The sequence below is a fragment of the Fictibacillus marinisediminis genome (assembly GCF_023149135.1).
Lineage (GTDB): Bacteria > Bacillota > Bacilli > Bacillales > Fictibacillaceae > Fictibacillus_C > Fictibacillus_C marinisediminis.
This window is the reverse complement of the sequence record NZ_JAIWJX010000002.1, coordinates 3,146,045-3,167,392: the sequence shown is the minus strand read 5'-3', so window position 1 is coordinate 3,167,392 and position 21,348 is coordinate 3,146,045. Positions and strand designations below refer to the sequence as shown.

Annotated in this window: 20 protein-coding genes; 16 read left to right on the top strand and 4 right to left on the bottom strand. The window is 44.1% G+C overall.

Translation table 11 applies throughout. The annotated features are described in order from the left end of the window. The first annotated feature begins 52 nt into the window (after positions 1-52). The 3 genes from LCY76_RS16835 (at position 53) to LCY76_RS16825 (ending at position 3,176) form a co-directional block, all read left to right on the top strand. Positions 53-844: a putative hydro-lyase gene (locus LCY76_RS16835; RefSeq protein WP_419714955.1), complete on the top strand. Its 792-nt coding sequence runs from the start codon at positions 53-55 to the stop codon at positions 842-844. 183 nt (positions 845-1,027) lie between these two features. Beyond that, the gene (locus tag LCY76_RS16830) at positions 1,028-2,026 is read left to right on the top strand and encodes an LLM class flavin-dependent oxidoreductase (RefSeq protein ID WP_248253580.1); all 999 of its coding nucleotides are present in this window, start codon (positions 1,028-1,030) and stop codon (positions 2,024-2,026) included. A gap of 121 nt (positions 2,027-2,147) precedes the next feature. Continuing rightward, positions 2,148-3,176 (top strand): LLM class flavin-dependent oxidoreductase, encoded by a 1,029-nt coding sequence (locus LCY76_RS16825; protein ID WP_248253579.1) that lies wholly within the window; start codon positions 2,148-2,150, stop codon positions 3,174-3,176. Positions 3,177-3,223: 47 nt separating this feature from the next. On the opposite strand, the gene LCY76_RS16820 is transcribed toward LCY76_RS16825, so the two are convergent. Both LCY76_RS16820 and LCY76_RS16815 read right to left on the bottom strand, forming a co-directional pair. Beyond that, on the bottom strand, positions 3,224-3,916 hold the full coding sequence (locus LCY76_RS16820) for a hypothetical protein (protein ID WP_248253578.1): 693 nt from the start codon (positions 3,914-3,916) through the stop codon (positions 3,224-3,226). A 188-nt stretch (positions 3,917-4,104) separates the two neighbouring features. After that, positions 4,105-4,554, bottom strand: coding sequence for an Hsp20/alpha crystallin family protein (locus LCY76_RS16815; RefSeq protein WP_053357402.1), 450 nt, complete (start codon positions 4,552-4,554; stop codon positions 4,105-4,107). Positions 4,555-4,758: 204 nt separating this feature from the next. Between LCY76_RS16815 and katA the strand changes: the two genes are divergently transcribed. Further along, the gene (gene katA / locus LCY76_RS16810) at positions 4,759-6,216 is read left to right on the top strand and encodes a catalase (RefSeq protein ID WP_248253577.1); all 1,458 of its coding nucleotides are present in this window, start codon (positions 4,759-4,761) and stop codon (positions 6,214-6,216) included. A 92-nt stretch (positions 6,217-6,308) separates the two neighbouring features. Further along, positions 6,309-6,731 carry a Fur family transcriptional regulator gene (locus LCY76_RS16805; protein WP_248253576.1) on the top strand — a complete coding sequence of 141 codons (423 nt, stop codon included), beginning with the start codon at positions 6,309-6,311 and terminating at the stop codon, positions 6,729-6,731. 188 nt (positions 6,732-6,919) lie between these two features. On the opposite strand, the gene LCY76_RS16800 is transcribed toward LCY76_RS16805, so the two are convergent. After that, positions 6,920-7,306 (bottom strand): sporulation protein, encoded by a 387-nt coding sequence (locus LCY76_RS16800; protein WP_248253575.1) that lies wholly within the window; start codon positions 7,304-7,306, stop codon positions 6,920-6,922. A 252-nt stretch (positions 7,307-7,558) separates the two neighbouring features. Between LCY76_RS16800 and LCY76_RS16795 the strand changes: the two genes are divergently transcribed. The 11 genes from LCY76_RS16795 (at position 7,559) to scpC (ending at position 19,466) form a co-directional block, all read left to right on the top strand. Beyond that, on the top strand, positions 7,559-8,656 hold the full coding sequence (locus LCY76_RS16795) for an XdhC family protein (protein WP_248253574.1): 1,098 nt from the start codon (positions 7,559-7,561) through the stop codon (positions 8,654-8,656). Continuing rightward, complete coding sequence (locus LCY76_RS16790) at positions 8,653-9,315, top strand: nucleotidyltransferase family protein (protein ID WP_248253573.1); 663 nt, start codon at positions 8,653-8,655, stop codon at positions 9,313-9,315. Before LCY76_RS16795 ends, LCY76_RS16790 begins: the two co-directional genes overlap by 4 nt. Then, positions 9,291-11,627, top strand: coding sequence for a xanthine dehydrogenase family protein molybdopterin-binding subunit (locus LCY76_RS16785; RefSeq protein WP_248253572.1), 2,337 nt, complete (start codon positions 9,291-9,293; stop codon positions 11,625-11,627). Before LCY76_RS16790 ends, LCY76_RS16785 begins: the two co-directional genes overlap by 25 nt. Further along, complete coding sequence (locus LCY76_RS16780; RefSeq protein ID WP_248253571.1) at positions 11,614-12,453, top strand: FAD binding domain-containing protein; 840 nt, start codon at positions 11,614-11,616, stop codon at positions 12,451-12,453. The genes LCY76_RS16785 and LCY76_RS16780 overlap by 14 nt, the downstream gene beginning before the upstream one ends. Next, positions 12,450-12,926 (top strand): (2Fe-2S)-binding protein, encoded by a 477-nt coding sequence (locus LCY76_RS16775; protein ID WP_248253570.1) that lies wholly within the window; start codon positions 12,450-12,452, stop codon positions 12,924-12,926. Before LCY76_RS16780 ends, LCY76_RS16775 begins: the two co-directional genes overlap by 4 nt. Before the next feature lie 156 nt (positions 12,927-13,082). Beyond that, positions 13,083-15,143, top strand: coding sequence for a catalase (locus LCY76_RS16770; protein ID WP_248253569.1), 2,061 nt, complete (start codon positions 13,083-13,085; stop codon positions 15,141-15,143). A 209-nt stretch (positions 15,144-15,352) separates the two neighbouring features. Then, positions 15,353-15,757 (top strand): acyl-CoA thioesterase, encoded by a 405-nt coding sequence (locus LCY76_RS16765; protein ID WP_248253568.1) that lies wholly within the window; start codon positions 15,353-15,355, stop codon positions 15,755-15,757. Positions 15,758-16,052: 295 nt separating this feature from the next. Then, positions 16,053-16,775, top strand: coding sequence for a DsbA family oxidoreductase (locus tag LCY76_RS16760; protein WP_248253567.1), 723 nt, complete (start codon positions 16,053-16,055; stop codon positions 16,773-16,775). Between the two features lie 34 nt (positions 16,776-16,809). Beyond that, positions 16,810-17,091, top strand: coding sequence for a DUF3219 family protein (locus LCY76_RS16755; protein WP_248253566.1), 282 nt, complete (start codon positions 16,810-16,812; stop codon positions 17,089-17,091). 84 nt (positions 17,092-17,175) lie between these two features. After that, positions 17,176-17,820: a LytTR family DNA-binding domain-containing protein gene (locus LCY76_RS16750; RefSeq protein WP_248253565.1), complete on the top strand. Its 645-nt coding sequence runs from the start codon at positions 17,176-17,178 to the stop codon at positions 17,818-17,820. Positions 17,821-17,951: 131 nt separating this feature from the next. Next, positions 17,952-19,466 carry a succinyl-CoA:acetate CoA-transferase ScpC gene (gene scpC, locus LCY76_RS16745; protein WP_248253564.1) on the top strand — a complete coding sequence of 505 codons (1,515 nt, stop codon included), beginning with the start codon at positions 17,952-17,954 and terminating at the stop codon, positions 19,464-19,466. A gap of 130 nt (positions 19,467-19,596) precedes the next feature. Here scpC and LCY76_RS16740 read toward each other — a convergent pair whose 3' ends face one another. Beyond that, complete coding sequence (locus LCY76_RS16740) at positions 19,597-21,345, bottom strand: metallophosphoesterase family protein (RefSeq protein ID WP_248253563.1); 1,749 nt, start codon at positions 21,343-21,345, stop codon at positions 19,597-19,599. Positions 21,346-21,348: the final 3 nt, after the last annotated feature.

Here is a 21,348-nt window from a genome sequence, read left to right as displayed (position 1 = left end):
ATCGTTTAAGTAGATGTTAGAATAGTATGTGAAATTCTTAGGAGGGATTGACTTGTTGGCACATAGCCATATTAAGCCAGAAGAAGCACGAGAAATGATCCGGTCTAACCGATGGAACAAGCCTACATCCGGAGTTGCCAATGGCTACACGCAGGCAAATCTTGTGATTCTGCCGAAGGAACTGGCTTTTGAATTTTTGTTATTTTGCCAGAGGAATCCCAAGCCCTGTCCTGTATTGGATGTTACTGAACCTGGGAGCCCAATTCCTGAGCTAGCCGCTCCTTCAGCCGATCTAAGAACCGACCTGCCAGGGTACCGAATTTATCGTGAGGGCAAGCTGGCCGAGGAGGTACGGGAAATTACTTCTTACTGGAAGAACGATATGGTTGCTTTTTTACTCGGCTGCAGTTTTTCATTTGAAAAAGCCCTGCTGCAAAATAACATAACAGTACGCCACATCGAAGAAAAATGTAACGTGCCTATGTACAAAACAAACATCGATTGTGTAAAAGCCGGCCGTTTTGAAGGTCCTATGGTAGTCAGCATGCGCCCGATTCCAGAAAAGGATGTAGTGCGTGCGGTGCAGGTTACTTCTCGTTTCCCATCCGTACATGGTGCGCCTGTTCATATAGGTCATCCTGAAGCGATCGGTATAGGTAATCTGGACTCTCCGGACTTTGGCGATCGCGTGACGATAAAAGAGGGAGAAGTTCCAGTCTTTTGGGCCTGCGGGGTTACACCTCAAGCGGTAGCCATGAATGTAAAGCCGGAACTTGTGATCACCCATTCTCCCGGCCATATGTTTATTACGGATTGGACAGATGAAAAATTTGGAATATTGTAAAATGGGGATAAGTAGCTTTCGAAAAACAAAACAACAACCATTCATTCTGTGAAAAAGCATGTCGGACTCATTGGGCATGCTTTTCTTTTGTCAGTTCATTTTATTTTAATGAATCACATGAATTGGATAAAATAGGGGCAAGGATAAGCAAAGAACGTTCTTTGCAGAAAGAAGGAACCGTAATTGAAATTAAGCATTCTTGATCAATCTCCCGCCTCAAGCGGAAAAACCGCTCAGCAGGCTCTTTATGACTCACTGAGTCTGGCACAGGCAGGAGAGAAACTAGGCTTCACGCGATACTGGATCGCCGAGCATCATGATTTTCCTGGACTGACCTGTCCGGCTCCGGAAGTGATGCTCGGGTATATCGGCGGGCAGACAGATAAGATCCGATTAGGATGCGGAGCGGTTCTCTTGCCGCATTATAAGCCATATAAAGTGGCAGAAACGTATAATCTCCTCGCTACTTTATTTCCTGGGAGAATAGATGTAGGCATCGGCAGGGCACCCGGCGGATCGGCAGAAGCCACGATGGCACTCTCGGATAACTATTTGGAACAAGTCCGAAAGATGGCTGAGTCAGTAGACACGTTGCTGCATTTTTTCAAAAATGATTTTCCTTCAGATGACATGTTTTCTAAGATCACTCCATCACCGGTTCCTGACAGCCTTCCAGAGCCTTGGATTCTCGGAACGAGCAAAAAGAGTGCCATTCTTGCTGCCAAACACGGGTTGTCTTATGCATTCGGCCAATTTATGAGCGATCAGGATGTTACCGATATTATTGATCAGTACAAATCTGAGTTTAGAGCGAATAATTGGTCCCCGGTACCAAACACGATTGCAGCCGTATCCGTTCTTTGTGCGGAGACAAAAGAAGAAGCTGAAGATTTAGCACTGCCTAATCAAATTTGGAAGATCCAGCTGGCAAAAGGAGAGGGAAGAAAAGGAGTCCCATCCCTTGGAGAAGCGAAGCATTATTCATTGACTCCAGAAGAAAAAGAGATGCTGAACTCGATGAAAAAACGGTCCATTATCGGAAGTCCTTCTGATGTTAAGCGGCGTCTTGAGGAGCTGAGAGAACACTATCAAGCCGACGAAATGATGATTGTTACGATTACACATGATATAAAGGATCGTGTTCGTTCCTATGAACTGATTGCCAATGAATGCATAGCCTGATCGACTGAGCATAAAATTTAGATACTTTAAATTTAGTTGTTACAATAAAAAGTAAGGTTTAAATAAATCATTTTCTAAAATCATTTTTTATAGCAAGACGTTAGAAAGGAGGACAATTACAATGTCCCAGCAAAATCAATCATCTGCTAAAAAGCAGCTCCAAGATATCCCGTTTTCTGTATTGGATCTATCTCCGATCGTAATAGGAGGAAACGCTACAGAATCGCTTCAAAACACCCTTGATTTAGCACAGCACGCCGAAAAGTGGGATTATAACCGCTTCTGGCTGGCTGAACACCATAGTATGCCTGGCATTGCCAGCTCTGCAACCGCCGTTGTTATTGGCCATGTAGCAAGAGGAACGGAGAAAATCCGTGTAGGGTCCGGAGGGATTATGCTGCCTAACCATGCTCCTTTGGTCATCGCTGAGCAGTTCGGAACTCTTGAATCGTTGTTCCCGGGCAGAATAGATCTTGGTTTAGGAAGAGCTCCAGGAACCGACCAAGTGACAGCTAAAGCTCTTAGGAGGGAAAATATGAGCAATGGGGAAGATTTCCCGGAACAGGTGGACGAACTCCGTGCGTATTTAAAACCAGACGGATCAGGCAATCCTGTAAGAGCCATTCCGGGTGAAGGACTTGATATTCCGATTTGGCTGCTCGGTTCAAGCGGATTCAGTGCACGGCTTGCAGCAGAGCTCGGCCTGCCGTTCTCTTTCGCAAGCCACTTCTCTCCTGACAACACATTGCCTGCTCTTGATGTGTACCGCAGAAACTTTAAACCATCAGAGGTATTGGACAAGCCGTATGCTATGGTGGGAGTTAACGTGATTGCTGCGGATACAGCAGAAAAAGCTGCCTATTTGGCAACTTCCATGCAGCAGCAGTTCCTGAATCTTGTCAGAGGCATTCCATCCAAGCTCAAGCCACCTGTAGAAACGATGGAAGGAATCTGGTCCAATTATGAAAGAGCTTCCGTTGAACAGTCACTTCGAACAACCATCATCGGCACACCGGAAACAGTTAAAACAAAACTTCAGGCTTTCCTTGATGAAACACAAGCGGATGAAATGATTGTCAACGCTCAGATCTTTGATCATCAGGAAAGATTGCGTTCCTATGAAATTGTATCAGAAGTTTTCAAAAGATAGATAAATCAGCAAATCCCTCTCTTTTAAATAGAGAGGGATTTTTATTATTAATTTGAGTTATAAAAATCAAGGTGAATGACGGCCAGGGTAAGAGCGAGTATACCAATTTGCCTCTTGAGGCAGTCAGGATCGTAGTTCTCTGGAAAGATACAATGGATTTCCAATATGGGATAGGATAAGAGACTCCATCGCTTTTTTGCTTTAACTTGGAAGGTTGGTAAGCATAAGGAGCTCGCCCATTTTTTAGACAGATGGCCGGTTTGTCCATAATTGTAAAGTGTAAGATTTGTACGATTGAACTTATTGCTTTCTTGAAAGGAGATGTTTAGGATGAGAACTTCTGAATCCTTTTGGATTCCTTCTATAGGACAAGATACTCCATAGGAGATTAATTGTTCCTTAAAAAGCTGCATTGCTTTTTGATGAAAACTGCTTGGTGTTTCATTATTTTGAAAAAGTGTTTGAATCCTTATCGGTGAAACGATAGAAGGACGAGTAATATCAAGTCTTTGTTGTTTTTGATTCCAAGTTATAGTACAGCCCAACTGCTTGAAAAATTGCAAATAGTGCGGGAGATTTGTTCGTAAAATTACTCCTCTTTTTATTCCCTGGATGTATAGATCAATGGGCACACATTTACCTCCACAAACTCTGATAATTATTTCTATGATAGAAAAAGGGAAGAGTGCGGGTTTGGAAATGGAATGTTTATATGTTTGAAATTTTGAATAATTAAGCAAAAAAAAGCGGCCAGCAAGGTTAGCAAGCTGGCCAAAGAGAGTTATTCGGGGGAGGTGCGGCTACCATCCGCGCCTTCTTTTTTAGAATAACACAGGAACAAGTGTTCGTAAATATCTTTTTTTACAAATGCAAAAAATAATAGAATAGGAATCAGCTTTTCTAGAGTGATGATTCCGGGAGATTCATATTACGACGGATCCTTCTGATTTTCTTCCGTAAACGAAATCGTAATGGGTTTCGTTTTTTTCATTTTTACAAGTCTGATTTCGAGCAGACCATGTCTGTATTCGGCTTTCACTTCGTCAGGTGAATATTGAAAGGGAATATGAATGACTTTTTTGAAAGGTCCGGACAATCTTTCATTCATCTTCAGTGCTTCTTTTTCAATCGGATACGTATACGGTATGTTTCCTTCCAATACAAGCTGATTGGCTTCAAGTACAATGTTCAGGTCTTCTTGTGACCGCAGACCCGGCAGTTCAACGACAAGGTATCCTTCCGTTTCGTTTTCATAAAAATCGGTACAAGCCGTCCGTTTCGGAACAACACGATTTAAGTCCTGCCAAAAATCATTTCCAAGAACACCATCTACTTTTTCTTGTATGGACGCCCAGTCGAAGTTTACTTTTTTACTCATAAAACAAACCCCCATCCGCTGAAATCGTATGCTGTAATTAATGTATGAGCGAAAGAAGAGAAACATTAAAGATTTTCGTTTCTAACAGAATCTACATAATTCCTGTTATTTATTAATAATAATTATAAAAAAGTATTGATTTTATACTGATAGGTGTTATCATTGTATTTATAATAATTCTAAATAACTTATGGGGTGATAAAATTGACGAATAAGAATCATTTGACGACAAGCTGGGGAGCGCCAGTTGGAGACAATCAAAATTCCATCACAGCAGGTTCTCGCGGACCGACATTGATCCAAGATGTTCATCTTTTGGAGAAGCTGGCGCATTTTAACAGAGAACGTGTGCCTGAGCGTGTGGTTCATGCAAAAGGTGCTGGAGCTCACGGTTATTTCGAGGTAACGAAAGACATTTCAAAGTATACAAAAGCTGATTTCTTATCTGAAGTTGGAAAACGCACTCCTCTTTTCGTCCGTTTTTCTACCGTTGCCGGTGAAAATGGATCTGCAGATACGGTACGTGATCCACGCGGCTTTGCCGTTAAATTCTATACTGAAGAAGGGAACTATGATCTTGTCGGAAACAATACACCTGTCTTTTTCATCAGAGATGCGATTAAGTTTCCTGACTTCATCCATACACAAAAAAGAGATCCGAAAACACATCTGAAAAACCCGACCGCAGTTTGGGATTTCTGGTCACTTTCCCCTGAATCACTGCATCAGGTTTCAATTCTGATGTCCGACCGCGGCATCCCGGCAACTTTCCGCCACATGCATGGATTCGGCAGCCATACGTTTAAATGGGTTAACGCTGATGGTGACGGTGTCTGGATTAAATATCACTTTAAAACAGAGCAGGGTGTAGCGAATCTTGCTCCGGATGTTGCTGCAAAAATTGCAGGTGATAACCCTGATTACCATACAGAAGATTTGTTTAATGCGATTGAAAAAGGAGATTTTCCAGCATGGAAACTGTATGTTCAGATCATGCCGATGGAAGATGCCAATACGTATCGCTTTGATCCGTTTGACGTTACTAAAGTGTGGTCCCAAAAGGATTATCCGTTGATTGAAGTGGGCAGAATGGTGCTGGATAAAAATCCGGAAAACTATTTTGCAGAAGTGGAGCAAGCAACCTTCTCACCAGGGACACTAGTACCCGGAATTGATGTTTCTCCTGACAAGATGCTTCAGGGCCGCTTGTTCGCTTACTCAGATGCCCACCGTTACCGTGTAGGAGCAAACCATCAGGCATTGCCGATCAACCGTCCCAAAAACGAAGTGAAGAATTATCAGCGTGACGGGCAGATGCGTTTTGACAGCAACGGAGGAAGTTCTGTGTATTATGAGCCGAACAGCTTTGGAGGCCCGAAGGAATCACCTGAAAATAAACAGGCTGCTTATCCGGTTTACGGAGTGGCAGAAAGTGTGGCATACGATCACAACGACCATTATACACAAGCTGGAGATCTGTACCGTCTGTTGAGTAATGAAGAACGCATAAGGCTTGTAAATACTATTGTGGAAGCTATGAAGCCTGTAGAGAAAGAAGAAATTAAACTTCGCCAGATCCAGCATTTTTATAAAGCAGATCCTGATTATGGAAAAAGGATTGCAGACGGACTTGGTTTACCGGTTCCGCAAGAAGCGCTATGATTCGACTTTTTTCTCAATTAGTATAATGAATTCTCAATTAACAAGTACCCGCACAAACAGCGGGTACTTGTTTCTAAACGAATGAAAAGAGGATGTTGACCGTGGATGCGGAGCAAGTGACCAAATTAAAGTTAAAAGAAAACGGCTTGCGAATTACCCCTCAAAGAGTCTTGATTTTACAAGCCATCATTTCATCCGGGGGGCATTTGACGGCAGAGGAGATTCATCGGCAGCTTCCGCCGTTCATTACACTGGCTACGGTTTATAATAACCTGAAATCATTTGTTAACTTGGGGATCATTCAAGAGTTATCATTTGGAAATGGGAGCAGCAAGTATGAAGTTGTTGACGCAAAACATTACCATGTCATCTGTGAGTCTTGCCAAAAGATCGTTGATTTTAACTATCCAAGGCTGATTGAAGTGGAGTATGCAGCTTCCCGATTAACAGATTATGACGTTCATCATCACACATTGGAATTCTACGGTTTATGCAAAGAGTGCAGAAATAAATAAAAAGAAAAAGTGAGGCTCGTGAACATGGCTGTTGCCGAACATATCGAATGCCCCAAGTGCCAGAGTGAAATTAAATTCTTGAAACACAGCATGCGATGCAAATGCGGAATGAGAATCATTACGAAACATCATCTGAAAATAACCACAAAATAAATCCAGCCGAATGAATACGGCTGGATTTTTATTGTTTATCCACAGATTGTAATCTCATCATGATCTACACAGCGGGATTTATCGCAGATGAGCCGCGTTTGGAGACGGTACGTAACAGTAGGAGAGGAAGAAATAAGATCATCGGGCAATTGATAGGACATCGGGATTTCAATGCTTCCATCAGGAGTAAGCTCTTTAGACATATAGATGGTAGTGACAGACTCAATCATCCGCTCTGTTTTATCCTCTTGGTTCTGAACAATCAGATCACATTCGAGCCGTTTGATGATTTGTTTCATCCATCTTCCTTTAAGAAGGAAAAAGCCGTTAACATTTTCTCCAGGCTTTAATTCATAGGAATCGAGTTTAAGATCGATCGTAGCCTGTCCGAGCTTAAATAAGCTCATGCATTTTTTTAACACGTAATGTACCTCCAGTAACAATATCAAGTGAAAAACCTTTACCGATGCCCTTCGGTAAAGGTCTCGAAAACAACATAGCATGTTGCTAGTTTTGCCGGTGATCGTGATCACATGATGTCGGCACAACCGTCAGCTTCTTCCTTTTGGAGTCTATTTATCTATACATTTTATGGCCTTCATTTTTTTATATCTCAATGATTCGATTCTCATTGTAAACACATGGTACTTAGGTGTCAATAGAAGTTTATTAGAATGAAAATCCCCTATTCTAAGGTCGTGCTCTTCACGAATATAATCATGCTGATGAGGTCATTTCCGTTCACTAAGAAGGTGCTTTTGCAGGTTGCCAAACAGGGGGTGAACGAGGAGATGTATTTTTACGAGATTGCTGACAGGCTGAAAAAATTGAAGGATGAGTGTGTGATCGCGACACTCCTTCATGTGGAAGGTTCCTCTTACTTAAAGGAAGGCGCGATGCTGCTTTTTCATCAAGATGGTAAAACAGGTATGATCAGTGCAGGATGTGTAGAGAGCGATCTGGAGGAACGCAGCCGCCAGGTCCTGTTGGATGGCCAGCCTCAATATGCCGTCTATAACCAAAGAAGCGATGAAGACCTTTTGTGGGGAACGGGAACCGGCTGCAGCGGGGTGCTCCATGTTTTGGTAGAGAGGGTAGATGAACAGCTTCGTCACCATCTTCTTGATGTAAAACGGTCCTTGGAAAAAGGGAGGCCAGTTCTGCATCGTAAGGAGTTGTTTATTGATGAAACTCGGCTAAACATTAAAAATCACTTTCAAAAATCGGATAAGAAAACCATTTTCAAAAATGGCCTTATTTCAACGAATGACGTGGAGATGACCTTTTTTTATTTGTTTGAACCCATGCCAAGGCTAGTCATATTCGGAGCAGGTGAAGATGCGAAATCGGTGGCTAAATTGGCAACCGAGACTGGGTGGTTGGTAACCATTTGTGACTGGCGTCCAGCATTTTGCAACCGCGCTGAATTTCCCTTTGCGGATCACTTAATCGTTGGTTATCCGCCAGACCTTTTTGATAAGCTTGCTTTTGACTCTCAAGATTTTGCAGTAATCATGTCCCATAACTTTCAACAAGACAAACAATTTCTGTCTCAGCTTCTCAAACAAAAACTTCGCTATGTTGGCGTGCTTGGGCCACGAAACCGGACAGAGAAGCTTTTGGAAACGGAGGAAATACCAGCATTCATCTCTTCACCCATTGGACTTTCGATCGGTTCATCAGGTCCCCATGAAATTGCGGTCAGTATTCTCGCAGAGATGATAGCAGTTTATCGGCTGGAAAAAAAACGTCCGGCGGGAAGCTTTTTATGAGAGAGGGAAAGATTGTGGCTATTTTTCTTGCGGCCGGCAGCAGCCAGAGGATGGGTTTCCAAAAGTTGTGGCTTCGATTAGGTCAGAAATGTCTTGGAAACTGGGCATTTCGGGCGGCTCTTCAATCGTTGATCGACCATATCATTGTGGTGACGAGAGAGAATGATCGCCTCGATTGGATGGACTCTTCATTCTTTAAAAGTCCTTATCGCCAAAAATGGAGTCAGGTGACCTGCAAAAATTCAGTGCAGGGACAGTCTGCTTCTCTTGTTGCAGGGGTGAAAAAAGCAGAAGAGCTTTTACCGAACGGAATAATCGTGCTTCTTGCTGACCAGCCTTTGATTACAAAAGAAATGATTAATGAACTGATCCTTTGCTTTAAAAAAGAGTCTCCTATAGCGTTTGTGGCTGCGTGCCATAAGAATTGCTTGAGGCCACCGGTGATTTTTTCAAAACACCTGGCAGCACAGGTGAAAAGAATAACAGGAGATCATGGTGCACGTCATATATATAGAAATAAAAAGTATTTAAACGGTAAAATCATTCACTATAATAACCCTTCTCTTTTTGCAGATGTTGATACAGAAGAAGATTACATTGAGATCAAAAAGCTAATGAAAAGGGGAGGATGGAAGTGGAGTACATTGGAAAAAGTGTAATCCGAAAAGAAGCCTGGGATAAAGTATCGGGCACAGCAAAATACACAGCTGATGACTCATCCCCTGATACCCTTCATGTCAAACTCCTTGTCAGCCCTTATGCACATGCCCGTATAAAGAGCATTAAAAAAGAAAAGGCGTTACAAGCTTCCGGTGTCCGTGCCATCCTTGCCGGAGACCATTTCCCTTTCACGGGCGAAGAAATCCGTGACCGTCCGCCATTGGCGACTGAAAGAGTAAGGTATCATGGTGAGGCTGTTGCTCTTGTTGTAGCTGATACACCCCATCAGGCTAAAAAGGCAGCTGATCTGATTGAAATAGAATATGAACCGTTGCCCGTTGTCCATAATCCAACAGAAGCTTTAAAAAAGGATGCCCCTCTCGTACACGAGCATCTGGGCCGCTATAAAAAAGAAGAGCGGGTATACCCGGTGCCTGGCACCAACATCGCTAACCAGACAAAAATCAGGAAAGGAAATATGGAGAAAGGTTGGAAAGAAAGTGAAGTAACAGTGGAAGAGCACTTTTCATTTTCGCCTTCCGATCATGCCGCAATGGAAACGAGATGTTCAACGTGTGAGATTAGTCCAAACGGGGATGTGATTATTACTTCTTCTTCCCAGGCTCCTTTTATGATCAAAAGGCTGATTCATGAATACTTTGATGTGGACATTGGAAAAGTGATCGTGGAAACACCTCTGGTCGGTGGAGGATATGGCGGAAAGGCGTCCATCCAGCTTGAACTGCTCGCCTATTTAGCATCTAGAGCGGTGGGAGGAAGAAAGGTTAAACTGCTTAATAGCCGTGAGGAGGACCTACTGACTTCACCGGTGCACATCGGACTGGATGCCACGGTAAAATTGGGGAGTACAAAGGAAGGAAAGATTAAAGCTGCCGAGCTCCAGTTTTTGTTTGATGGGGGAGCCTATTCGGATAAAGCTGCGGATCTCAGCAAGGCGGCTGCAGCAGATTGCACTGGTCCTTATGATATTGATAACGTCTGGTGTGATTCGCTCTGCATGTATACGAACCACCCATATGCGGCGCCCTTCAGGGGATTCAGCCATTCCGAGCTTTTGTTTGCCGTCGAGCGGACAATGGATTCTTTAGCTGAAAAACTCGGGATGGACCGACTTTTGCTGCGTTACAAAAATGCGATCAAACCTGGTGATACAACACCGACACAAGTGCCGCTGAACAAGAGCAATGTAGGGAATCTCCCAGCTTGCATCCGCCGTTTGAAAGAAATCATCCATTGGGATGAAGGAGCGGCCAAAGAAATAGGGAACAACAAAGTACTTGTAAAAGGCGTGAGCTGCATCTGGAAGACTTCCACGATCGAATCGGATGCCGGTTCAGGGGTCATTTTAACCTTCAATCCTGACGGCAGCATCAATTTAATCTCAGGCGTCATTGAGATCGGCACAGGGACAAAAACGGTGCTTGCACAAATTCTGGCAGAGCGGCTGCAGATGGAAATCAGCCAGATCCATGTTCAGATGAAGGTGAATACTCAAAGTACTCCCGAACACTGGAAAACCGTTGCAAGCCGGGGAACTTTCTTGGCAGGAAGAGCGGTCCTTGAAGCGGCAGACGATGTGATTCGCCAGCTGAAAAACATCGCATCCTGTGTATTGCGAGCTAAAGCATCAGATCTGATGGTAGCGTTTGGAAAGGTGTTTTTACGGGACGATCCAAGCATCGGAATCGATGTGAAGGATATTGCCTACGGGTACACGTTCTCGAATGGCAATGCGATCGGCGGCCAGATTATCGGAAGGGGACATTACAATCTGCGGCACCTTACTTATATGAATAAAGAAACAGGTGCAGGCAAGCCGGGGCCGGAATGGTCTGTAGGAGCTCAGGCCGTTGAGGTTGAGTTTGATAAACGGCAATTGACGTACCGGATCGTACGGGCGGTTTCCGTTGTTGACATCGGAACGGTTTTGAACGAGCAGGCAGCAAGGGGCCAGGTGATGGGAGCGATGAGCATGGGGCTCGCATTTGGCGGCCGTGAAACCTTTAGATTCGATGAGCTTGGGAGAGTGCTGAATTCCCAGCTCCGAACGTACCGGCCGCTCCGTTATGGTGAACATCCTGAATACGTTGTTGATTTTGTCGTAACTCCCCAGATCGATGCCGCGTATGGTGCAAGAGGAGCAGGTGAACACGGAATCCTGGGAATGCCTGCAGCTCTTGGAAATGCTCTTTCCATCGCTGCCGGTGTAAAGTTAAACGAACTTCCGCTTATCCCTGAGCTGATCTGGAGAACCAAGGAAAAGGAAGGGTCCAGCCATGCTTTCCTTTGAATTTGATTATTATCATCCGACAAGTATCGAGGAAGCGGTGCAGCTCTTTCGCACTTTGGACCAGGAAAGGAAATATCCGCTCTATTACTCAGGCGGAACGGAAATCATCACGCTCGGACGATTGAATCTTGTGTATACGAACGCGGTCATTGACATCAAAGGAATTCCGGAATGCAATGTAATGGAAAATCATGGCGATTCTTTTGTCACTGGTGCCGCGCTCAGCCTGACTGCCATAGAGGAGCATAATGGATTTCCGCTTCTCAGCAAAGCGGCAAGCGGTGTTGCTGACCACACGGCGAGAAATAAAATTACGGTCGGGGGAAACATCTGCGGACAGATCTTTTACCGTGAAGCAGTACTTCCGTATCTATTAACGGACAGTAAAATTGTGGCTGCCGGCATGGATGGCATCAGGACAGAGGCTTTGATGAATGTTTTTAACAAGACGCTACGTCTGAATAGAGGAGAGTTTCTCTTACAGCTTCAGACCGATAAACATTATTTAGAACTTCCATATCTTTGTGTGAAAAAGCGTCAGCAGTGGGACACCGGATACCCACTGGTAACGATTGCTGCGATCAAAGCGGAAGAGGGAATCAGAGTTGCTTTCAGCGGAGTCTGTCCTTTCCCATTCCGATCACGAGAGATGGAAAAAGCGCTTAATGCCAACGGTGCTTCTTTACAGGATCGGATTCTTGCATCTCTCAAGCACCTGCCCAAACCGGTTCTGGATGATGTAGAGGGCTCATCGCAATATCGGCTCTTTGTGCTGAAAAATACGCTCTTTGACATCTTAGAAGAGCTCGAGGGGGATAACCGATGACTGCAGCACGAAGTCTGTCAGCAGTCTTACATGTCAATGATGAAGCAAGAGCGGTAGTCATCAAGCCAACGGACACTTTGCTGTTTGTGTTAAGAGAGAAGATGGGACTAACGGGGGCAAAGCCAGGATGTCTGAACGGAGACTGTGGCGCCTGCACGGTAAACGTCGATGGGCTCGCGATGAAATCCTGCCTGATGCTCGCAGTGGAAAGTCTGAGCAAGAGGATTACAACGATCGAAGGCTTAAAAGGAACACCCATCCAGCAGGCCTTTATTGAGCATTTTGCTTTTCAATGCGGATACTGCACTCCGGGATTTATTATGAACTGCCATGCGATGCTGGAAAAAGTTCCAGATGCCAAAGACGATACAATCGCTGAGTGGCTGAATTCCAACATATGCCGCTGCACGGGGTATGAGGAAATTGAAGGAGCGGTGAAATCCATCGTGAAAAAAAATCAAATGAATAGATAAATACTATAGTCAGCCCTTGTACGGCTGATTTTTTTGTTTTATTAAATTCCACCCGCAATCTATTTAACTAGTTTAATTTTGGAAAGAAAGGGAAACGTTCTAATGGATATACATAATTTATAGTCTGAATACGGCCCTACAAGGAGGAATTAAACTTTGAGTACGAATGATCCGAAAAACAGCAGCGGGGAAAATAAGAAGGACAAGCAGCTTCAAGCATTCAGAGTGAACAATAAAGGAAAGAAGCTGACCACCAATCAGGGGCTTCGCATTTCTGAGGATGAACACTCACTAAAGGCTGGAGTGCGGGGACCGACATTAATGGAAGATTTTCATTTCCGTGAAAAGATGACTCACTTTGACCATGAAAGAATCCCTGAGCGGATTGTGCATGCAAGAGGGTATGCGGCGCACGGTGAATTTGAAGTCTATGAATCCATGAAAGAGTTTACGAAGGCTGGATTTCTTCAGGATCCATCTGTGAAAACACCGGTATTTGTCCGTTTCTCCACAGTTGCCGGATCACGCGGTTCCGGGGATACTGTACGTGATGTGCGGGGATTTGCCACCAAGTTTTATACGGAAGAAGGGAACTATGACCTCGTAGGAAACAATATCCCTGTCTTTTTTATTCAGGATGCGATTAAATTTCCGGATCTTGTTCATGCATTTAAACCGGAGCAGCATAATGAGATCCCTCAGGCATCCACTGCTCATGATACGTTCTGGGATTTTGTTGCCAACAATACGGAATCAGCTCATACGGTAATGTGGGCGATGTCCGACCGTGCCATTCCCCGCAGCTACCGTATGATGGAAGGTTTTGGTGTGCACACGTTCCGCTTTGTGAACGAACAGGGACAGGCTCGCTTCGTTAAGTTCCACTGGAAGCCGAAGCTCGGTGTGCATTCCCTCGTTTGGGACGAGGCACAGCGTCTTGCCGGTAAAAATCCTGACTTCCACCGCCAAGATCTTTATGAAGCCATTGAAAAAGGAGACTACCCGGAATGGGAGCTTGGTGTTCAAATGATCGAGGAGGAAGATGAGTTTAAATTTAATTTTGATGTGCTGGATCCCACTAAAGTCTGGCCAGAAGAGCTTGTCCCTGTGAAAATTATCGGGAAGATGACACTTAATCGCAATCCTGATAATTACTTCTCTGAAACAGAACAGGTAGCTTTCCACCCTGGACATGTCGTACCCGGCATTGACTTTTCGAATGATCCGCTCCTTCAAGGGCGCTTATTCTCCTATACAGATACGCAGCTTTCTCGTCTTGGCGGTCCAAATTTCCATGAGCTGCCGATTAACCGGCCGGTGTGCCCGTTCCATAATAACCAGCGAGACGGTATGCATCGCATGACAATTAATCAAGGGCCTGTTGCTTATCATAAAAACTCTTTGGAAACTAACGATCCAGCGCCAGCCACAGAGGAAGAGGGCGGCTATGCTCATTATCAGGAGAAAGTGGAAGGGCGGAAGGTTCAGCAGCGCAGCGACAGCTTCAAGGACCATTTCAGCCAGGCGAAGCTCTTCTGGAACAGCATGTCAGAAGTCGAGAAGCAGCACATTATTAAAGCATTCCGTTTTGAAGTCGGAAAGGTGAAAAGCAAAAGTGTTCAGCAGCAGGTTGTAAATCTGTTCAGCCATGTTGATGCCGACCTTGCTGAACAGATTGCAGCAGGAGTGGGTGTAAAAGTCCCGACCAGTGCTCAACCTTCTCAAGAAACGGCGTCATCACCCGCATTAAGCCAAGAAAACACCATCAAAGCTCCGGCAACAAGAAAAGTCGCCATTCTGGCAGAAGACGGGTTTAACTTTGAAGAAGTCAGCGGACTCAAGGATGCGTTGAAGAAGGCTGGAATCACATCTGAAATTGTCAGTGAAACACTTAATCCAATCTCGAGCAGCGGCGGACAGGAGCTTGAAGTCGATCAAACTTTGCTTACGAGCGATTCGGTACTCTATGACGCCGTTTATGTGGCCGGCGGGAAAGACAGTGTGAACAGCTTAAAAGCAGTAAAAGAAGCAACGACATTTGTGAATGAGGCATTTGCACATTTCAAAGCGATTGGTACAGCCGGAGAGGGAACGGAACTGCTGGCAGCAGCGGGTGTTGACTCCAGTGCCGCTGGAGTGGAAATCCTGGAAAGCAGGAACAGCGAGTCCTTTATCCAGGCTGTGGCGCAGCATCGCCATTGGGCACGACAAGTATAAAGGATATAAAAAATGAAGCAGCCGCTTTTGGCTGCTTCGTTTTTATTTATTTTAAAAGGATTAAAGAAGTATAGAGCGAAGTAGAAAAGATTGAAAAAGATACGCACGATTCTCGTAAGTGCGGAGGAAGGTAACTTTGGATTATTTTTACGGATACTTCAGGAGCACCTGCTATTCCATCTACCAACCAATCGAAAGGGCAGGAAAATATGTTTAAAACGAACATCGAACCGCGCGTCTCAGAAACAGACGGGGTTGGGCATATCAACAATACGACAATACCCATCTGGTTTGAGGCGGGCAGGAACAAACTGTTTAAACTGTTCACACCGGATAGTTCCTTCGAAAACTGGAAAATGATCATACTGAACATGAATGTTGATTATGTGGACCAGATCTTTTTCGGAAAAGATGCCGAAGTGTTTACGTGGGTAAAACGGATCGGTAATACAAGCCTCGAGCTGTATGAAGAAATTCGCCAGGACAACAGGCTTTGTGCAAAAGGGACGGCCGTCTACGTAAATCATGATGTTAAAAAGGGTAAATCGGAAGTGATTCCGGAAGACATCAGGTCTGAACTCGAAAAACATAAGTATAGTGAGAATGTGGAGTAAGAAGAGGAAAAAGAAGCCAAGGCAGCACGCTTTGGCTTCTCTTTTTTATGAAAATGATGTGTTTGGCAAGTAAAGCTTGTCGAACGGCAAGTAACGGGCTGTTTTTCGCAAGTAATCTTTGTCGAACCGCAAGTAAATGGCCCGGTTTCGCAAGTATTTCCTGTCAACTCGCAAGTAACCATCCCGGACAGAGGAATCTTCCCGTTTCAATTGGCTTTTTTGAGCAGGATTTCTGCATGATTCGCTGATTATGGATACAATAGGGAATAGTTGAACGTAAATAGGGGGTAAAACTATGAAAGTTGAAATATGGTCAGATTATGTTTGTCCATTTTGTTATATTGGAAAACGACGTTTTGAGAACGCGCTGAACGGCTTTGAAGACCGTGAAAACGTAGAAGTCATTTATAGGAGTTTTGAACTCGATCCTTCTTTCAAAAATGAAACAAATAAAAACATGCATACCGTTTTGGCTGAAAAGTACGGCATGTCTTATGAGCAAGCAAAAGGAATGAATGATCAGATGACACAGAGAGCGGCAGAAGTTGGCTTAACCTATGATTTTGAAAATATGAAACCGACGAACACCTTTGATGCCCACCGGGTTTCTCATTTTGCCAAACAAAAGGGACTGCTGAAAGAAGTGACAGAACGTATCCTTAAAGGTTATTTTACCGAAGCCCTTGATATCAGTGAGCATGAAACACTGGCGAAGCTTGCGGCAGAAGCCGGTCTTGATCAGGAAGAAACACTTGCTGTATTAAGAGAAGGGAAATTCGCAGACGATGTCCGTGCAGACGAGGCGGAAGCATCACAACTTAAGATAACCGGTGTTCCTTTCTTCGTTTTCAATCAAAAGTATGGTGTATCAGGCGCACAGCCGGAAGCTGTTTTTACCGAAGTCCTCGAAAAGGTGCAGGAAGAAGAACAGCAAAACAGCTCGATCCAAGTGATTAGCAGCAGTGAGAAGAAAGAAAATAAGGATGATCAATGCTCTGACGGCTCCTGCAGCATTTAAGGGCAGTCATCCATTTTAGGAGTTGTTTATCATATTGAATACCGTCATTCTCAATGATAGGAAATTTGATGTAACAGATTTGCATCTTACGACTACAGCCAGTCAACTGAAAAAGATCCGTTTCAAGTTTAAAGTAGAGCATAGTGAGTATCACGACATTACGACGCTTCTCTACAAAAACGATTTTGAAGTAAAAGTCCCTGAAAAGGACCTCCGATTCAGAGCTGAAATCAGCCAATATTCTACGTCTATCACTGATTTGTACAAAGAGACCGCTGTTGGTGACTTTGCTCTTGAGCTTACGGAAAAAGAATAAGGGTGAAGAGAGAGCGGAAACCCGTTCTCTTTTTTCATGATAGAATAAGAAGAAGCTAAGCTAAACAAAGAAAAGGTGTGAGCCATGGAGCCTTTTAAAACATCGGCACTTCTTGACGTAATCAGTGACCTGTTTTCACATGAAGCTTCTATTGCAGTAACAGATACAGACCATTATATTTACTACCAGCCAAGCAAAAGGATCAACCTGAAGATCAAGCCGGGTGATGGAATTAAAGAAGGCACCATTACACATAAAGCGCTGGTTTCCAAACAAAAAGTATCGCAATTTATTAACCGTGATATTTTCGGCACCCCATATTACGGAATGGCGGTCCCCTTGATGGATGAAGGAGAGCTGAAGGGGTGTGTCACCGCTATCTTTCCGGCATTAACGAGCGGCAAGACGGTCGTTACCGTAAAAAGCGAGGATGGCTGGATTCCGATTCCGTTCGCAGATATTCTTTATTTGGAGGCGAAGGAACGAAAGACGTATGTGGTCGGTGAAAAACATACTGGCAGTCATAAGGATACGCTGAATGAATTTGATTTTCTTTTACCGAAAGATGACTTTGTCCGATGCCATCGCTCGTTCATCGTCAATGTTCATCACATCCGGGAGATCTATCCGGAAACCCACTCCACATTTTTACTTTCAATGAAAAACGGAGATCAGGTTCCCGTCAGCCAGTCGTATGCAAGTTATTTCAGAAATCTGCTTGGATTCTAGGCGGATTTTTTTCTGTTTCAAGAACTGAATGTTCTGTTTTATCCTAATTTTTCGTGATTTTATCCACTTCTTTTCTTCCGATAATGATCCTTTGCTACACTTATGAAAAGAGCGAGATAGGAGTGAAGAGAATGGAAAGCGTTTACAATAGAATTAGAGATCAACGCTTACTTGATCGGATTGTTTCAGCAGAGGAAGCTGCCTCGTGGATCCATGATGGGATGACCCTTGGCTTGAGCGGCTTTACACGGGCAGGAGATGTGAAAGCCGTTCCGTTTGCTCTGGCAAAGCGGGCAGAACACGAACCGCTGAAAGTGAATGTTTATACAGGCGCTTCGTTAGGTTCAGATGTTGATAAACTGTTTGCGGAGAAGAACATGCTGAATAAACGTCTTCCTTTCCAGGCCGATGCAACTATGAGAAAAGGCATTAACGCGGGAGACTTTCATTTTGTTGATCAACATTTGTCGCATACGTCAGAATGGATTCGCTCCAATGTTTTGAAACCTATTGACTACGCTATTCTGGAAGCGGTTGCAATCACCGAAGACGGAATGATTATTCCAACGACATCGATCGGCAACTCCATGGTCTTCTCACAGCACGCAAAAAATATAATTGTAGAAATCAATACAGCACAGACTGAATTACTAGAAGGTATTCATGATCTTTATGAACCGGAAAAACAAGGGGAACGTTCGCCCATCCCATTGACAAAGCCGGACGACCGAATCGGAGTACCCGGTATGAAAGTAGATGTGGATAAAATTAAAGGGATTGTGTTTACGAATCAACTCGACTCCCCGTCAACTATTGTGGAACCGGATGATGAAACAGTCATCATGGCGCAGCATTTAATCTCTTTTTTGCGGGAAGAAATCAAGGCTGGCCGTCTGACAGATAAACTTGCTCCGCTTCAATCCGGTATTGGATCGGTCGCCAATGCCGTGTTTCATGGATTACTGGATTCAGAGTTTACCGATCTGGAGGTTTATTCAGAAGTGCTTCAGGATGCGGTTTTCGATCTGCTGGATGCGGATAAAGTACGTTTTGCGTCTTGTTGTTCAATCACCTTATCCTCGGATAAGATGGACAAGGTTTTTTCTAACTTTGAAAAATACCGTGACAGGCTGATGCTCAGGCCGCAGGAGATTTCCAATCACCCTGAACTGATCCGCCGAATGGGGCTTATTTCAATCAATACCGCACTGGAGCTGGATATCTACGGAAACGTGAACTCTACTCATGTGATGGGAACGAAAATGATGAATGGGATAGGAGGTTCCGGTGATTTTGCCCGCAATGCCCGCCTCGGCATTTTTGTGACCAAATCCATTGCCAAGAACGGCAACATTTCAAGCATTGTTCCGTTCGTATCACATGTGGATCATAATGAACATGATGTGGATGTGATTGTCACAGAGCAGGGCTATGCGGATTTGCGTGGACTTGCACCTAGAGAGCGTGTGGAAAAGATTATTCAAAACTGTGTCCATCCGATGTACCGCGAGCAGTTATCGGCCTATTATGAGGAAGCGAAGAAACGAGGAGGACAAACGCCTCACATCCTGGAAAAAGCGCTGTCCTGGCATATCAACTTTGAAAAGAACGGTACGATGCTTCAGAGGGTGGAGCAGCCCGTTTAGTAAGACAAAAAGAACAGCTGACTCCGCCAGGAATGGCAGACAAAAAGTCAAAGTAAAGACTCTTGAAAGATAAAAAGAAAACCACAAAAAGACCCGAAGAATGTATTCGGGTCTTTTAAAGCAAAACTTTTTATTTTGCCTGGATGGTGACGTCCTTGCTGGAGTTCGCAGGGACGGTAACTTTTACTTCCATCCATTGCTTCAGTCCATATGCTTTACTTTCAGTGATTTCACCTTCTGTGGAGCTGTAGATGCCAGGTTTCATATATAAAGGAATGTTCAATGTTACTTCTTTGTTCAAACGATTTACAGCTGTAACGGTCTGTTTTCCTTGGGTTCCGTCATTTGGCTGGGTGTAATTGGCCTCAAAAGAAACCGTGCCCGCTGCTGTATTCCCATTTTGATAGACAGGCGTAGAACGCTCTGTTCCTTCGTAGATATAGGAACTAAAATCAGGGCTAGCAGGATTCTTTTGAAAAATTCGGTAACCTACCCATGGCTGCCCGGTCAGCTCAATGGAAGAGGTTGTAGAGTATAAAATGCCATCCTTTTTCGTAATGTTGTCAATATGTGTATGTCCATGCAGCGATAAATTCACATGATACTGTTTCATTAAATCAATCATCTGCTGAGCGCCTTCACCGTGCCACTGCTGATCATACTTTTGGCCAAGGACTTCTCCTTGCAGCAATGTAGTAAGATTTTGCGGGTCATGCTTAGCATCGTAATTCTTCCAATAATCTGCAACCTGTGAATCGCTCGAAGGCCAGATATCACGGTCCCGCCATAATGGATTGTGGTGGGAGAAGAGACCTTTTATTTGTTCTGCATCGGCAGTTTCAGCATTTTTTGCAAGGTCGTTTTTAATCCAGTCCACCTGCTGCTGCCTCACTTGTCCGCCCCATGTTGGAACAGATACGGAACCATGTCCTTGCCGGTCAAACTTATCCCAGTCAAACGAGTTATATCCGATCATATGGGCATAAGGGCCATAATCAAAGGAGAAATACTGCGGTCCAAAGTATTGTTCCCAATATTTTGCGCCATCGGTTAATGTAGCGTCCTGTGCATAATAGTCATGGTTGCCTGGTACAACATAGACTGGTACATTAAATTTTTTCAGCATGCGGTACGTTTCTTTATACTCATAAATATATTCTTTAGGATTCATCTGCCCAAACATTAAATCTCCGGTTAGTACGACGAAATCGGGCTTGAGCAGATTGACCTCCCGAATGGTCTTTTGCAGGTACAGCCACCTTTTGGACTCATCAGGAGTCCAAAATCCAGCCTCCGCAGCATCTTCCGGCTTAGCTAGATTACGGGGAGAACCGACATGGATATCCGTTAAGTGAATAAAACGAAAATCCTTTTTAAATTCATTCACAACTTTTACTGAATTCGGTTCTTCATCACTCACTGGAGCGCCGTCGGCCGAATAAGAAATATTTAAATCGTAAAGTTTTTTAGGGATGTCATCGGGAATCGTGACTGTAACATTGTAAATCGATGAGCTGTCTTTCCAATAAGATGTACCTTTCTCAACCTTTGTCACTGGAAGGGCATACTCTCCATCAACCTGAGAAGCCGTGTTCTCCTGAAGTTTCATACCCCATCCTGAAGGTGTTTTCCCTTGTGTATCCACTTGTATAGTGAAACTGCTGCCTTTTTTCTTAATGGCTGGTGTAGACATCAGCGGATAGATGATGTTTTTAATTTTGGGATCTGCTGTCATGCTGGAATCCTGATCAAGATAGTGCTCTGAATTTCCAATCCCTCCATCCTGGCTCTCACCGCCGCTTATGGCATGAGCTTGAGTAACAGGAATAGCGAAAGAAAATATGGTAAAAAACATGATAAGTGATTTCAAAACTTTCATTGA